The organism is Mycobacterium sp. (genome assembly GCF_002863225.1).
GTDB lineage: Bacteria > Actinomycetota > Actinomycetes > Mycobacteriales > Mycobacteriaceae > Mycobacterium.
On record NZ_PKEK01000040.1, the window covers coordinates 36,339 to 50,761 of the forward strand.

14 protein-coding genes and 2 pseudogenes are annotated in these 14,423 nt (G+C 65.1%); 10 read left to right on the forward strand and 6 right to left on the reverse strand.

Translation table 11 applies throughout. From position 1 onward, the window contains the following. Window positions 1-32: 32 nt before the first annotated feature. From CYU59_RS11035 to CYU59_RS11055, 5 genes and pseudogenes are all read left to right on the forward strand, one after another. Window positions 33-1,676, forward strand: a complete 1,644-nt coding sequence (locus CYU59_RS11035; RefSeq protein ID WP_292989135.1) for a S53 family peptidase — start codon at window positions 33-35, stop codon at window positions 1,674-1,676. Between the two features lie 50 nt (window positions 1,677-1,726). Beyond that, entirely contained in the window at window positions 1,727-3,643 is a 1,917-nt protein-coding gene (locus CYU59_RS11040) for a zinc ribbon domain-containing protein (protein ID WP_292989137.1), read from the forward strand. After that, entirely contained in the window at window positions 3,640-4,374 is a 735-nt protein-coding gene (locus CYU59_RS11045) for a DUF5642 family protein (RefSeq protein ID WP_292989139.1), read from the forward strand. The genes CYU59_RS11040 and CYU59_RS11045 overlap by 4 nt, the downstream gene beginning before the upstream one ends. Before the next feature lie 15 nt (window positions 4,375-4,389). Beyond that, a pseudogene (locus CYU59_RS11050) lies at window positions 4,390-5,201 on the forward strand (acyl-CoA thioesterase domain-containing protein). 24 nt (window positions 5,202-5,225) lie between these two features. Next, entirely contained in the window at window positions 5,226-5,681 is a 456-nt protein-coding gene (locus CYU59_RS11055) for a VOC family protein (RefSeq protein WP_292989141.1), read from the forward strand. A 38-nt stretch (window positions 5,682-5,719) separates the two neighbouring features. On the opposite strand, the gene CYU59_RS11060 is transcribed toward CYU59_RS11055, so the two are convergent. Then, on the reverse strand, window positions 5,720-6,373 hold the full coding sequence (locus CYU59_RS11060) for a zeta toxin family protein (RefSeq protein ID WP_292989144.1): 654 nt from the start codon (window positions 6,371-6,373) through the stop codon (window positions 5,720-5,722). A 22-nt stretch (window positions 6,374-6,395) separates the two neighbouring features. Continuing rightward, the gene (locus CYU59_RS11065; protein ID WP_292989146.1) at window positions 6,396-6,740 is read right to left on the reverse strand and encodes a type II toxin-antitoxin system Phd/YefM family antitoxin; all 345 of its coding nucleotides are present in this window, start codon (window positions 6,738-6,740) and stop codon (window positions 6,396-6,398) included. A 246-nt stretch (window positions 6,741-6,986) separates the two neighbouring features. Here CYU59_RS11065 and CYU59_RS11070 point away from each other — a divergent pair, with 246 nt between their 5' ends. Next, window positions 6,987-8,054, forward strand: coding sequence for a hypothetical protein (locus CYU59_RS11070; protein WP_292989148.1), 1,068 nt, complete (start codon window positions 6,987-6,989; stop codon window positions 8,052-8,054). A gap of 142 nt (window positions 8,055-8,196) precedes the next feature. Here CYU59_RS11070 and CYU59_RS11075 read toward each other — a convergent pair whose 3' ends face one another. Continuing rightward, window positions 8,197-8,643, reverse strand: a complete 447-nt coding sequence (locus tag CYU59_RS11075; protein WP_292989150.1) for a nuclear transport factor 2 family protein — start codon at window positions 8,641-8,643, stop codon at window positions 8,197-8,199. A gap of 174 nt (window positions 8,644-8,817) precedes the next feature. Beyond that, complete coding sequence (locus CYU59_RS11080; RefSeq protein ID WP_292989152.1) at window positions 8,818-9,144, reverse strand: DUF732 domain-containing protein; 327 nt, start codon at window positions 9,142-9,144, stop codon at window positions 8,818-8,820. 762 nt (window positions 9,145-9,906) lie between these two features. Here CYU59_RS11080 and CYU59_RS11085 point away from each other — a divergent pair. The 4 genes from CYU59_RS11085 to CYU59_RS11100 all read left to right on the forward strand — a co-directional run bounded on the left by CYU59_RS11085 (window position 9,907) and on the right by CYU59_RS11100 (window position 13,643). Next, window positions 9,907-10,908 carry a 4,5-dihydroxyphthalate decarboxylase gene (locus CYU59_RS11085; protein ID WP_292989154.1) on the forward strand — a complete coding sequence of 334 codons (1,002 nt, stop codon included), beginning with the start codon at window positions 9,907-9,909 and terminating at the stop codon, window positions 10,906-10,908. 14 nt (window positions 10,909-10,922) lie between these two features. Further along, window positions 10,923-11,915 carry an amidohydrolase family protein gene (locus CYU59_RS11090; protein ID WP_292989157.1) on the forward strand — a complete coding sequence of 331 codons (993 nt, stop codon included), beginning with the start codon at window positions 10,923-10,925 and terminating at the stop codon, window positions 11,913-11,915. A 73-nt stretch (window positions 11,916-11,988) separates the two neighbouring features. Next, a complete protein-coding gene (locus tag CYU59_RS11095; protein WP_292989160.1) occupies window positions 11,989-12,486 on the forward strand; it encodes a MarR family winged helix-turn-helix transcriptional regulator in 498 nt (165 codons plus the stop codon). Between the two features lie 59 nt (window positions 12,487-12,545). After that, window positions 12,546-13,643: an aminotransferase class I/II-fold pyridoxal phosphate-dependent enzyme gene (locus tag CYU59_RS11100; RefSeq protein ID WP_292989163.1), complete on the forward strand. Its 1,098-nt coding sequence runs from the start codon at window positions 12,546-12,548 to the stop codon at window positions 13,641-13,643. A gap of 138 nt (window positions 13,644-13,781) precedes the next feature. Here CYU59_RS11100 and CYU59_RS11105 read toward each other — a convergent pair. Together CYU59_RS11105 and CYU59_RS11110 are read right to left on the reverse strand one after the other, a co-directional pair. Next, window positions 13,782-13,904, reverse strand: a pseudogene (locus tag CYU59_RS11105) (hypothetical protein); the annotation flags it as partial. A 67-nt stretch (window positions 13,905-13,971) separates the two neighbouring features. Next, window positions 13,972-14,313 (reverse strand): DUF732 domain-containing protein, encoded by a 342-nt coding sequence (locus tag CYU59_RS11110; RefSeq protein WP_292989166.1) that lies wholly within the window; start codon window positions 14,311-14,313, stop codon window positions 13,972-13,974. Window positions 14,314-14,423 lie beyond the last annotated feature (110 nt).

Genomic DNA, 14,423 nt, shown 5'->3' on the forward strand with positions numbered 1-14,423 from the left:
CGCATGCCCGATCATTAGTCGAGGGAGTAGCGGTGATTCGACTGTCGCGCTCAGCCGGCGCCCCGGTGAATCTCGTCAATCGCTTTGCCGGCCGCGTGGGCCCGCGTCTAACGGCACTGTCGGTCGTGGTGTACCTGGTCTTGGCCATCGGAGCCGGGCCGGTCACAGCCACCTACCCGAGAGTGATCTCGGGACCGATGACATGGCTGCTGAGTGCCTCCAGCGACTTGGGCCCGGCGCACCAGCAGCGCATCACGCTGGCCGCGTCACTCCAGCACGCGGCGCGCCCCGACACATTGATCGGCTGGACGCAGCACCATCACCTGGACGTGCGGTGGCAGCCGGGCGCCAGCTGGGCCTACATCGAGGGTCGGCCGGCCGACCTCGGGACCGCGTTCGACGTGGCGGTCCATGACTACCGCAGCCGCAGCGGCCAGGTCTTCTACGCGGCGGCGCAGGAGCCGTCGATTCCCGCCGCGCTGACCGGCGAGGTCAGCGAACTGGGCAGCATCCTGGGTTACCAGCTGATGCACCGTGCGCAACCGCCGCACATCCCCACCGATGTTCCGCGCGGCGGGCTGCGGCCGCCGGCGTTGCTGCGCACGTACAACGCCGAGCCGCTGGCCCGCTCCGGGTTCACCGGCACGGGGCAAACCATCGTCTTCTTCGAGATCGACGGCTTCAAGCAGGCCGATCTGGATCAATGGGCCGACAAGCTGGGCTCGCCGCGATTCACGCCGGTGCTCATCGGTGGACAACCGGGCAAGGTTCTCGGTGAAACCGAGATGGACCTCGAGGTCGTCCATGCCATTGCGCCCGACGCCAAGCTGGTGGTCGTCAACGCGTTGGCATTCGGTGGTTCGACCAGTTACGCGCAGGCGGGCCAGATGTATCAGCTTGCCGACCGGCAGTTCCCCGGCGCGGTATGGAGTACCTCGCTCGGCATCGGGTGTGACCGGATGGCCACCGCCGCCGACCTTGCGCCGGTTCAGGCCGCGGTTCAGATCGCGGAGTCGCACGGCACATCGGCGTTCATGTCCAGCGGTGACTCCGGCGGCCTGGAATGTGCTGATTTCAACGGTGATTGGTCGACACCGCCGGGGGAGAACGATCAGGGGGTCAACGCCGTCGGGTCGGTTCCGGCGATGACCGATGTCGGGGGAACCACACTGAGCACCGACGCCGCGGGCGCCTGGGTATCCGAAGCCAGTTGGTTCGACTCGCCGATGTCGCAAGGCACCGGCGGGGGAGTATCGCGCTTGTTCCCCCGGCCCTCGTGGCAGAAGAGCGTCTCCTCGGCGTGGGACTCCACCCACCGATTGACCCCCGACGTCGCCGCCGACGCCGACCCCTACAGCGGTGTCAGCATCCTGGTCGACGGCCGCTGGATGGCCGGTGGAGGAACGTCGCAATCGGCGCCGATCTGGGCGGCCTTGACCGCGCTGATCAACCAATTTCTGCAGGCCAACGGCGGTCAGGCGGTGGGTGACATCAACCCGCTGCTCTACCGTGTGGCCGCGGGCGCCGCGCGCCCGGCCTTCCATGACGTCGTGATCGGCGGAAACGCCGTCCACATCGCGGTCCCGGGCTACGACCTGGTCACCGGGCTAGGCACCCCCGACACCGACAACTTGGCGCACGACATTCTCGACATTCAGAAGGGTGCGCCCCAATGACGACGAGTAATGTTGCTGCCCTACAGCATTCAGAAATTGTGCGATGCAGGGTGTGTCAGAGCGACGTTCCCGACGGTGCGTTCTGCGGTTACTGCGGCGCCCACCTCTACCAGCAGCCCGGCAATGGTTCCGACCGTTTGCGTCCCGATGCGTACGCGGCCGAACCCAACGAACAACTGGTCCGGCTGTCGTTGATCAGCACGCTTTTTCCGCACCTTCTGCCGCGATCACGGACGGCATTCCGGATAGCGTTGAGCCTGCTGATCGCGGCGTTGATCGTGGTCGCGCTCCTGCGTTGGCAAGCCGCGCTGGTCGCGATCAGCGTCTTCGGTGTTCCGGTGCTTTTCATCGCCTATCTCCGACAAACCGGTGTCCGCGGCGACCTCGGAATACGAACCACCGCAATGACATCGGTGACCGGGCTGGGGCTCGGAGCGGGCTGGGCATATCTGACAGGCCGGCTCTTGGCCGATTCGTACCTCAACGTGCTGGGGCCCGGTCACAGTGGTGTGCGGCTGCTCGCGCAGGGCTTGAGCATCCCGGTGCTCGGGGCGATCTTGATGGTCGTTCCGGTGGTTCTCGCGCGCTTCCTGCAACCCGCGAGTCGAGAGTCTCTCGACGGCTACGCAATTGGGGCGCGGGCGGCCTTGTTCTTCACGGCGGCCGCCGTCGCCGTTCGCGCCGCCCCCCAGCTCTCCAACGGGCTCGTGGCGCGCCACAAACCTGTCGCGGTCCTGCTCATGCAGGCCGGGGTCCAAGGGGTCGCAATGCCCTTGACCGCAGCGGCCGTCGGGGGTCTGATCGGCGTTGCACTGTGGTTCAGCCGGCGCGGTCAGCCGCAGTCCGGGCCGCAGCGACCGGCGGTCCTCGCCGCGTCGGCCGTCGGCGCCGTCGTCTATGCGGTCCTCGGGGTCGTCGACGTCGCGAATCTGGCGCCCACGGTCCAGCTTGGACTGCACCTGATCGTCGCGGCTATTGCGTTGGTGTTGCTCAGAATTGGCCTGCATGCTGCGCTGCTGCATGAGCAGCCCGACGCGGCGCACGGCCAGGCCGCGTTGTGTTTCCACTGTCGCCACGCGGTGCCAGACATGCCCTTCTGCCCGAATTGCGGCGCCGCGACGCGTGCCGCGAGCCGGGCCGCGCGCAGTGCCCGCGGTGCGGCGCTCGACGCGTCCGCCGGACGGCCGGCGGGCGGGCTTTATCCCGGTTACGGCGTGCCGCCCGGTGCCTACAGCGCACCCGCGCCGCGGGTGACGTCACCGGTGGGGTTGACCGCTGTGGTGGCCGCGACGCTGGCCGTAGCAGTCGCCGCCGTCTCGGCCATTTCCGTGACGGTGACTCCGGCCGCAGCGCACTACGCCTGTCCACCGGATTGCGGAAGGCCGCCGATCGGCCTACCGGTCGGAGCTGATCCGGACCAGGGCCCGGCACCGGAGCCACCGGCCCTGACGCCGCCGAGCCAACGGCCGGTGGCAGTGCAGACCTACCCTCGATTCACTTCCAAAGACGGCGCGTTCTCAGTGGCCTACCTTCCAGGTGCCGACGTGACGAAAAGCGATGACGGCATCACGTTGACCTTCGGCCGGTTGGACGGCGAGATCCGGCTGTTCGGAACGCCGGCGAACAATCGCACGCCGCGTCAGATCGTCGAGCAGTACATCCAGAAGAATTACCGAACCGCGCAGACGGCCTACCAGATTCCCAACGCAATGGTCGGTTACGAGCCGGGCTACGGTGAGGTGGATGACTTTTCGCTGGAGAACCCAAACGCGGTATCCAACCGCGGTCGACTTCTCGTCATGACCGCAGTCAAGAACGGATTGGCTCTCGTCGCAGTCGCCGAGGGTCCGATGGTCCGGTTCACGCCGCGCACCTCGGCGCACCCGTCGGCGGTCAACATGATGATCGCGCAACTGCTGGGCAATTCGGTCAACAGTTTCACCTGGAACAAGCCGGCCGCCCAGTGAGCCGCTACCTCCGACGGGTTGCCGCATTCGCTGCAGTGGTTCTCGCCTGCGTTGCCGCACCGGGATGTGCGCGCTCCGTCGACGGCACGCCGGTGAGCCCGTCCGATGCCGCCACCGCGTTTCCACCGTCGTTGCCGACGCAGAAAAGCCCCCCGCCACCGCGATCCACCTACTACGACATCACCCGGCTGAGCCAGCTGGAAGGCCAGTTTCCACCGGGATTCGACCGCGTGCAGAACACGACGATAGCCACCCTGGGGCCTGACGCCGACAAGTTCTTCGCCGTCGGGGTCGGCGACATCGTGAAGATCGACCCGCCCTTGTGCCGGTCGGTCCTCCAACCGGTGAGACCGCCGCAGGATGCTCAGTACACGATGATCGGCGGGCTCGGGCAGGGGGCGATCCTTGTCGGTGCCGTGAGTTCTCCCAAGTCGCTGGGCAAAGCCGTCGTCCCGAAGGGATGTGAGCAGGTCGCCGTCACCCAGCGGGTGCAGGGACGGCTGGTGGTTTCCAACGTCACCCGGCAACCTGGGCCTCCGATCGACGGCGTCGTCACCACCGAGTCGATCGCTACGACCGCAGAAGGCACCGCAAAGTCCTTCGTCTTCTCGGCCTTCCTCAGCGAGACCGTGGCCGTCACCGCTGAGGGTATTCTTCCCGGAAATCCCGACGCGGAAGATCTACTGAGCGGCATGCTGGTCAAGGCCGTGAACATCATCCGAGCGGCCTAACGGAATGACGGTGGATTGGTCGTGACGCCCGCGCACTTCACGCTGGTCGAGGGTGGCGGGTACGAGCCGACGCCGTTCGCGGGAAGTCATTGGGGTGACGACCACCTGAGCGGACCCGCCGTCGTGGGGTTGGCGGCACATGTGCTCGAAAGTCATTGTGGATCAGATGCTTCATGCCCAGCCGACTGACCGTGGATTTGTTCCGGGCAGCTCGAGGTATCGCGACCGCAGTCAACGTCCGGGTGGTGCGGGACGGCAGACGAGTACGCAGCGCGGAGTGCGAGGTCGTCCAGGACGGCCGGCTGGTCGCCCGCGCCGGCCTGCTGCAATACCGGCGGTCGCAGGCGCCGCCGGGACGACTGTGGAGCGTGCCGACGGTGCTTCCGTTTCCGCCGGACATCGAAGACGGCGCGCAAACGGCGCTGCACAGCGACACCGCCGATTGGAGTCGGTCGCCGGGTGAACATCAGAACGATTCGCGAAAGCGCTTCTACAACAGCGCCATTGACGTCGTGGCGGGACAACCCAACTCGCAGTTCACTCGCGCCGTGATGGTTGCGGAGGCGACGAGCCTGGTGACGAATCTGGGGACCCGCGGGGTGGGCTACATCAACGGCGATTTGACCGTGGGATTGGCGAGGCTGCCGGTCGGGGAATGGATCGGCGTGCAGGCCGATTCACACTGGGCGGCAGACGGCGTGGCGGTCGGCACGGCGACGCTGTACGACACAACCGGTGCGTTCGGGTCCGGCATGACGACCGCCGTCGCCAATCCCGACGCCCAGATCGACTTCGCCAATGACCCGTTCCCCTTGAAGATTCCCTAGAGCGCTCAGTCGCAGGAGGTTGCCGTGACCGGTCAGCGGACAATTTTCAACCATGTCGGGCTGTGCGTATCCGACACCGCACGCTCGCGCCGCTTCTACGAGGGTCTGCTGGATTTCACCTTCTGGTGGGAACTCGCGCCGCCCGACGAGGGTACCGGTCAACTGCTGCAACTGAATCCGCCGATCGGATTGCATGCCACATATCTCGTTCGCGACGGTCTGGTGCTCGAACTGCTGGCGTACTCCCACCGGAACCTGCGGGCCGGATCGCATCGAGTGCTGGATCAAGTCGGCCTCACTCATCTGTCGCTGTCGGTGTCAGACCTCGGCGCGGTCTTGGCGAACGTCGATGAATACGGCGGATCCGTTGTGGCCGACAGTATCTCCGACCAGTCGGCCATGATCCGCGACCCGGACGGTCAACTGCTCGAATTGCTGTCGGACTCCTGGCTTGCCGTGCTGCCCCCACGTCCGAAGTAGCCGCAACGGGTGCGCGAGGCACGGTCGACCGATCCCGGTCAGCCGCGCTGTGACAACTCCAGGGCGGCGGCAACGATCGGCCGCGCCCACTGCGGGGTCGACGAAAGGTCCTGCGGCGCAACAACTTGGCCGCCGCGCAAGTGCAGCACCAGGATCGGGGTCGGTGCCTGCCCCGCGGCGGGATCCGCGGTCGCTGAGTTGTCGTAGATCCGCAGTTCGGTCAGCACCGGCAGCAGCCTGATCAGATTGATCCGGCTGTGCCGGTAGCGGCGTCGGATCGCGGCCTCGGGGATGTCGTGGCCGCCGCCGCGGACGCGCTGGAGGACCCGCTGGATATGGGCCTCCGGGGTGTCCAGACCGACGAAGACGAGCCGGACTTCGATGCCGCGCCCTGCAGCCTCGGCGAGCAGTGCCGGCATCGTGTTGCCGCCCAGGGTGGTCTCGAAGGTGAAGTCGAGCCCGTCGTCGATAGCGCGTTGCAGCAGCGCGCGGCCCTGTTCCCAAGCCGCTGCGTTGGCTTCGGTCTGGCTCAGCTCCGGGCGGGTCTCGAGGATCGCCCGGGCAGCCTCGTCGGGGTTGTAGTACTCACCGCCCTTGTCGCGGATCGTGGCGCCGACGACGCTGCTCTTGCCGGCGCCATTGACGCCGGCCAACACGTAGATCTGCGATGGCGCTCGGGGAGGGCCGGGCACGGGCTGCGCTGATCTGCCGCGGCTACGCGGTACGCGCCGCCTTTACCGCCGCGGCACCCATTTCCTCCGGCGAGGCGTCGAACGCCGCCGCGACCCCCGCCTTGGCCTTCGGCGTCTGCATGGTGGCGAGCAGGTCGTCAAAGCGCCCGCTCAGCTCGTCGAGCGCGGGAGCGGCCGACGCAGTCAAGGCCTCGAACTCGGCGTAGGACAGCAGCACTGCTCGCGGGGTGTCGTGCTTGGTGATCACCACTGCACCGTCGACCGCGGCCTGCTCGAAGACGCTGCCGAACTCGTTTCTCAGGCGACTCGCCGACACTGTCGGGACGTCGACCAGCTTGCCGTCACGGTTGCGGAACGAAACGGTCATAGCGCCCTCCTAGCCGATGAGTATGTCCGTCAGCTTAGACCTTTTGTTCAATTTGTGTGTTTTGTACATTTCAGGCGGCACCGGCGTTGGTCCGCGACAGGCTTGCGTTTTTGCGATCATCGCCGCCGGCTCGCGCCCGTACTGCTTTTGACGCTGCTGGCCTCCGGATGGACGTCCATCCAGCAGGATGCGTGCTGGTTATTCTGATGCCCACGCCCGTCTCGATTGATATCGCAAGGAGTCTCGATGCCGAGAACCCAATGGTCTGCTCGTCTGTCCCAACGGCTGTTAGAGACTCGTCGCTCGACGGTATTCGTTTTCGGCGCCTTGACAACGCTCATCAGCGTCTTGACCTTGGGATGTTCGGCATCCGGTCCATCCGGTGGAACTCCAGGCGCCAACAAGCCCGCCGAATCGAACGCCCCGCAGGGGACTAACGTAAACAGCTTCAGCGGACCAATCGTTTCGCACTGCGCAGTACATTCCAAATCCACTTCCATCGGCAAATTGAATGTCGACACAGGCGAACTCGTCGATATCGCAACGTTTCCCATCGCCTGCTCGTCAGGCGGCAGCCAACTGCGCAAGCTCGAGTTCAGCCAGGATTACCGCAAGGCGGCACTGCCCACCGAGGCGTTCGAAAGACACGCAAAGTATTACGACTCCGGCAGCAAGAGCGTCGTCGACGTCACCAACATAATCGCGCCGCCATCCCGGGGCGACTTTGGCGATCAGCAACAGCCCGACCATCGCAACGCACAGTTCGACGATCAAGGTTTGTTCGTCTTTTACGACGCCAGAGCAGATGAGTTCGACTTCTTCGACACCGCTGCAAAGAAAGTCGTTCGCACCAGTAAGAGCTACATTCCTCGATTCGTTGAGTCGATCGCGGACGACCCGCGCAACGTCCCCCCTGAAGGTCGACAGCCCAACGGGGAACACTATCGACTCTGCCAACCATGGTTGTGGGTTATCGACAACACGCGGTATCTCCGGGCGGTTAGCGAAAACAGCAACCACTACCTCGTGATCGATGCCAAACCAGGCCCCGGCACCACGCCGCTGCAGTGCAATTCGTCCGCAGGCCAGCGGATCACACCGCCGAGCACCGAGATTTCGGATGCGGCAGCTGACCCCACTGGGTCGACCGTTTTATTCATGGTTTTCAGCAAAACCAATATGAAGGCGTGGAATCTCTATCAAGCGAACCTGAGTGACCCCGCACAACCGAAGCAGATCAAGATTCCGGGCGGCATCCTGGAACACGCAAGATATGACGGTGGTCAGAGCGTCTCGATGATTGACTGGAAGTGAGCCCCGCTACGGGCTAAAAATGCTGTCCGACAGTTGGTTCGCGCCTAGCTGCAGTCAGCGTTACGGGGTGAAATCTACGCGTTTGTGCGGCCGCCGCTTGCCGGGGAGGAAAGCCGGGGGAGATGGGGGTTCGCGGCGAGCATTACGACTCCAGCTGATCGAACATCAGCAGCGGGTCGATCCCGAGCTGCTTGGCGATATGTCCGGTGTCCCAGTACTCGCGCCAGCAAGAAATCAACCCGTCTGTCACCTCGAAAATAGCCGCGACATTGAACGTCACCGGCTTTCCGCCGATCATGTTCACGTCGACCCGCTCCACGACCACGGTGTCGCCGGAGGAAACGACTGCACGGATTTCGCTGCCGTCGACCATTCCGGAGGACAATCCGGACTGCTGCTGTAGGGCTGCCCGGGCGGCGTCACGGCCCCGGACGACGGGTGACAACGGGACGTTGAGTTGCCAGACGAAGTCTTCATGCAGCTTGGCTGTCATCGCATCGACGTTCATGGTCTCGCCGTAGGCGGCGTGTACGAAGTCCAGGACCAGTTGCTCGTTCTGATTGAGCGAACGATCGATACTTGCCGTCATTCGGGTCCCTCCGGGTCCGGCGGCCGCGGCACTCCGCAGGCACTGACCCGATTAAATCAGGCAATTTACAATCCGTCTCAGCGATGCGCCGACCGAATAGCCATGCGAGAAAAGAACTTTCGTCACAGTGACGTATTTACGTCAGCCCCGGCGGTGGCGTGACGGGGAAGTGTTCTATCCCGGTGCTTGTGTGCAGAGGGTGCCGCGGGCGAGGTGTACTACCGCTGCGGCCTGATCCGGGTTCACCCCGGCCTGCGCGGCGACCGTGCCGATAGCGCCTTGCACGCCTTGCCCGGTGTAGAGCGCGCGGCACGCTTGCATACCTGCTTGCAGCACGGCGTCATCGTCGCCGGGAAATCCTGCACCGCGCGCTTGGTTGATGAACCGCTGTTGTTCCGGTGTGATCGGGATCGGCCATCCTGATGCGGTACCGGCAGCGGCGGCCATCAGCACGCCGGCCCCGAGTGTGGCTGCCGCCAGTCGAACGACTTTGTTGGTCACCGTGGCCATGGAACGTCCCCGTCTCTCTGTCACGGCGGCATGCCCGACATCACATTCACACTAACCGGAAGATCGCACCGGTCGACGCGGCAATTACCGGCACGGAGGTTGTGTACACGTTGCGCCGCAGAACAATTCGTCACAGTGACGTATTAATGGTCGCGCCTGTGCTGCTCGGGGTACCGGTCGCGAAGCGCGATCCGAACGCTGACACGCAGTCACGTTGCGCGTCGGGACGGCCATCGCGAAGCCGTCGTGTGCGCCAGCGTGTCGTGGAGTGGAGTTACGAAAGTTGAGGGCTCCACAGCGCCGGGGTGTGGTGGGCGGGCGAAAAGTCCGACAACTGGCGGAAGTTCACTCGCGGGCTGACGGCGTGAACTGCACTGCATTGTGCCGATAAGCGACATTATGTCAACTCAACTACTGCAAAATGCGGCTGATGGATCCTCGTCCGTCCCCCTGCGACTACGGCGCTGCCCGCCGCTACCGAGCGACCGGCCACCGCGCCGCTCACAGATTGAGAACGACGCGTAGAGCCGCATCGACGCGATACGCACGGATTGAATATCGAGGATTACCGGTGAACAGCTCCGTATGCGTCGATGTTTCAGCGACGGAGCCAGCCTGGCATTGAGTCGGCATCGGCGCCCTTCAATCGGACCGCCTTGGTCCCGACGCACGAGAAGGCGGACGCGATCGAAGCCGCTATAGTAAATGCATATACCTTTTGAGTTTACGGGAGTCATCGAGGAGGCATCAACCATGACCGACACCAAGCTCGACATCGCGTTCTGGGATTACGACCGCACGCGGGCACTCGTCGACGGCACGGCGCACATCGACGGCGTCGACGCCACCTTCCACAGTGGGCGCATCGTGACCGAGATCTTCGAGAAGATGATCCGCGACCGGGCGTACGACGTCTCCGAACTGGGCATGACGTACTTCCTGCGCACGATGGAATTCGACGACCCACCCTTCCTGGCGATACCGGTGTTCCCCGTTCGTTCCTTCCGGCACTCGGCGATCTACGTCAACACCGCCAAGGGCATCACTCGGCCGCAGGACCTGGCGGGCAAGACCATCGGAGAACTCGCCATCTACGGCCACGACGCCGGGATCATGCCCAAGGGCATCCTGTCCGATGAATTCGGGTTGACCCCGCAGCAGTGTCGCTGGGTGATCGGGGGCATCGACTTCCCGCTCAATCCAATCGACTTCATCCCTCAACCCCACCCCGCCGACGTCCAGGTGAGCCGAGCCGCCCCCGGCGCCGATCTGGGGGCGATGCTCGAGGCCGGTGAGATCGACGCGCTGATCTCCGCCGACGCCCCAGCGGCCCTGCTGAGCCACTCGCCCACCGTCGGCCGCCTGTTCCCCGACTACGACGAGGTGGAACGCGACTATTACCGGCGCACGGGCATCTTCCCCATCATGCATACCGTCGTCGTGCGCAAGGAGTTGGCGCTCGCGCGGCCGGATCTGATGCGCGCCGTTTATGACGGTTTCCAGGCTGCCAAGGAGGCGATGTCGGACAAGCTGGTCGCCGGCATGACGTTCAACAACATGCAGACGATGATCCCGTGGCTGAGCAAGCTCATCACGGAGGACCGCAGCCTGCTCGGCGAGGACTGGTGGCCCTACGGCATCGCGGCCAATCGCGCCGCACTCGACGCCATTTTGCGGTACCACCACGAGCAGGGCATCACTGCCCGTCGATTCACCGTCGACGAGGTGTTCGTCGCGGGCCTGCTAGACACCTGACGGGAGTGAGATACATGAAAGTCGTTGCCTTAGAGGAACACTTCGCGACACCCGAGATCATCGACGCGTGGCAATCAGTGCCACCCGAGGTGCGCGACTACGCCGTCGAGATGTCTGGAGGGGTCGACACGCGGCGCCGACTCATCGATCTCGCCGATGAGCGGATCGCCCACATGGACGACGCCGGCATCGACGTGCAGGTGCTCTCGGTGACCACCACCGGGGTACAGCACCTCGACCCGACCAGCGCGATCCCGCTGGCCCGCGCCGCCAACGACCTGATGGCCGAAACCGTTCGCGCCCGCCCCGATCGGTTCCAAGGGTTCGCGACGCTGCCGACCAGCGCCCCGGCCGACGCCGCCAACGAATTACGAAGGGCCATAACCGAACTCGGGCTGAACGGCGCGATGGTATTCGGTCGCCACGACGAACGCAACATCGATCACCCGGACTTCCTGCCGATCCTCGAAGTCGCCGCCGATCTGCGATGCCCGCTCTACCTGCACCCGCAGTCACCCCCTCCGCCGGTGCGCCGGGCGTACTACGAGGGCTTCGACCACGGGTTCGTCACCGCGTTCGCGACCGGCGGAATCGGTTGGCACTACGAGACGGGCCTCCAAGCCCTGCGTCTTATCCTGTCGGGCGCTATCGAGCGCCTGCCCGACCTGCAACTCATCCTCGGGCACTGGGGCGAAGTCGTGCTGTTCTACCTCGACCGCATCGACATCCTCACCGGGCCGGCAGGGTTGCCGCGCAAGGTATCCGAGTACTTCACCACGAACGTCTCGGTAACCCCCAGCGGAATCTTCAGCCAGCGTTACCTGCGGTGGGCGATCGACATCTTGGGTGTCGACCGGGTGTTGTTCTCCACCGACTATCCGTTTCAACTCAGCCCGGACGGTGCCGCGCGGCAATTCCTCGACGACGCCGACCTGAGCCCGGCCGACCGCGAGAAGATCGCCAGCGGCAACTGGGACCACCTCTGCTCGGAAATTCAACGGCTGTGACCGCGTTCGGCACGTCCACCACCTGGGCGGAGCAATTACGACCGATCCCCGCCACCGATCGTACGGTTGCCACATGAGCGCAGATGCCGATGCAATCTCAGAGCTGTTCGACGAGATCTCCCTGGGGGCGCCCGAGCGGGCCGTGGGTTTTGTCCTGTGGCGCGTGTTGCATCGCTACGTCCGCGAGGTCAACCGGGCGTTGGCCTCGCTTCAGCTGACCCATCTTCAGTTCCAAACGCTGGCTCTCACCGCATGGCTCGGCCGCTCGGGTGCTCCAGCCAGCCAGGCTGAGATCGCGAGGGCGGGCGACGTTCAAAAGATGCAGATCTCGAACATGATGAAGGCACTCGAACAGCGCGGACTCGTCACCCGACCGCGCAGTTCGGTGGATGTGCGCGCCAGGAGCGTCGCTGTGAGCCCGGCCGGACTCGTCGCACTGCGCGCGGCACTTCCCCGGGTCATCGACGTTCAGCGTCGGCTCTTCGGTGAGGACGGCCTGCCCGACGGAGAGCTGTTGCGAGCGCTGCTGCGCGCCGAGCAGAAGGCGACCGACGAAGACGCACCCCGTTAAAACTGCTGGCACCTGCCTGGTATCGGCACACAGGATCGTTTCTCGACGAGGACCCGAACATGCTGCTCCCCCGCTTCGCCCTGGAGGATTGGTTCGCCCGACACAAGCCCGGCTGCGCCGTGAACATGGGCAGCTCGGACGTTGAACCGATCTCCGTCGCCGACCTGCTCGACCACGGAGCCCGCCTCGACGACATACCGCTCGGCTACGGCGGACCAATCGGCTCCGCCGAACTGCGAGAGCAGGTCGCCGCCCTCCATCCCGGCGCCGACGCATCCGACGTGCAGTGCACGGCGGGCGCGACCGAAGCAGTCTTCGCCCTCTACGCCGCGCTGCTCCGCCCCGGCGACCATGTCGTCGTGATCACCCCCGCCTACCAGTTGCTGGTCGACCTGCCGGCGACGCTCGGCGCGTCAGTCTCCGCGGTAGCACTGGCCCGCGACGGTGACCGTTGGGTGCTGCCGTCGGCGGCAGTTGCGGGCGCCGTCCGCGACACCACCCGCGCCGTCGTCGTGAACTCGCCGAACAACCCGACGGGTTGGACCGCCACCGACGCGCAACTGACCGAGCTGGCCAACCTCGCGCACGACGCCGGCGCAGTCCTTGTCAGCGACGAGGTCTACCGCGGCATCGGGCCGGCGACGTCCACCGCGGTGCAGTTGCACAGCAGCGCCGTCGTCGTAGGGTCGGTGTCGAAGACCTACGGCACCGCCGGGCTGCGGGTGGGGTGGTTGATCGCTCGGGACGAAGAGCTGCGCGACCGACTGCGCACCGTCCGCTACTGGACCACCCTGTCGTCTTCGCCGGTGAACGATGCGCTGGCCGTCCAAACCCTGCGCGCCGCAACGAGACTGCAGGCCCGCGCCACCGACATCGTCGCCGGCAACGTCGCCCTCGTAGGCGACTTCATCGACGGCAGGGACGACATCGACCACGCCCCGCCTCAGGGTGGCACCACCGCCTGGGTCGAGCTACTCACCCACGACGCCGAGGTCGTCGCCCGGCGCCTCGCCGTCGAGCAACAGGTCTTCGCGGTGCCTTCGAGCGCCCTGCGTACACCGGGACACCACCTCCGCATCGCCTTGGGCCGCACCGAACTCGAGCGCGGACTGCACGCACTCAATCGCGTACTCGACGACACTCTGGCTCGTCGTTGATCGGGCATTGCCCGGTTGGGTCAGCTGCGACGCCGGCGAGGATGTCGGCGACCCAGGTCGCCGATGGTGTTCGACCCCGCTGGCGCGCCTTGCACTGGCCCCCAGAACATCACGCCCAGTTCGGCTTAGGGCTACCAGTTATGGGTTGATCGTGTTGTCGCCCACCTGCCGGCCCAAGACGTATTCGACGGCAAACGGCGATCCCGTGTCGATGTGGTTGTAGGGAGCCAGGCTGTTGCCGGTGTCCACGACCAGGGTCGGCCCGGTGGGACGGATTGATCGACACTGTGATGAGCAGCCGTCCACACACGGCAGACTGTTGACGGCCTCAATGCAAGGCCTGGCCCCCCGGATGAGTGGTCTGCCAGATCTGACCACCAGAGTGATCTTGCTCCGGGCACAACGAGTGCATGGCGTCCGCGACGAACACCGCCGATTGGTTGTCATCGAGACTGGTTTGCTCGTGCACGGCCGAATCGACTTGATCCCCGTTCATGGTGGCGAGCAAATCGCACGCACTATGTGCCGACTTGAGCAGGACGTCGTCAGACGGACCCGCAATACCGTCCACCTTCAGCTGACGCAGTAGGTCGTCATCGGGTGTAGCGCCCGCGACGGGAGCGAACATAAGCGCCACCCCAGTCAAAGCCCCTGCCCATGCGAGCTTCAACTGCGGTCTCCGTCTCTGGATCATGGCGTATTCCTAGCACGTCTTATTTCGTTCCCGGGCTGCTTCGAGCCCCGGGAGTGCTGGCGGCTTACTGTGCAACTCGTCGCCAA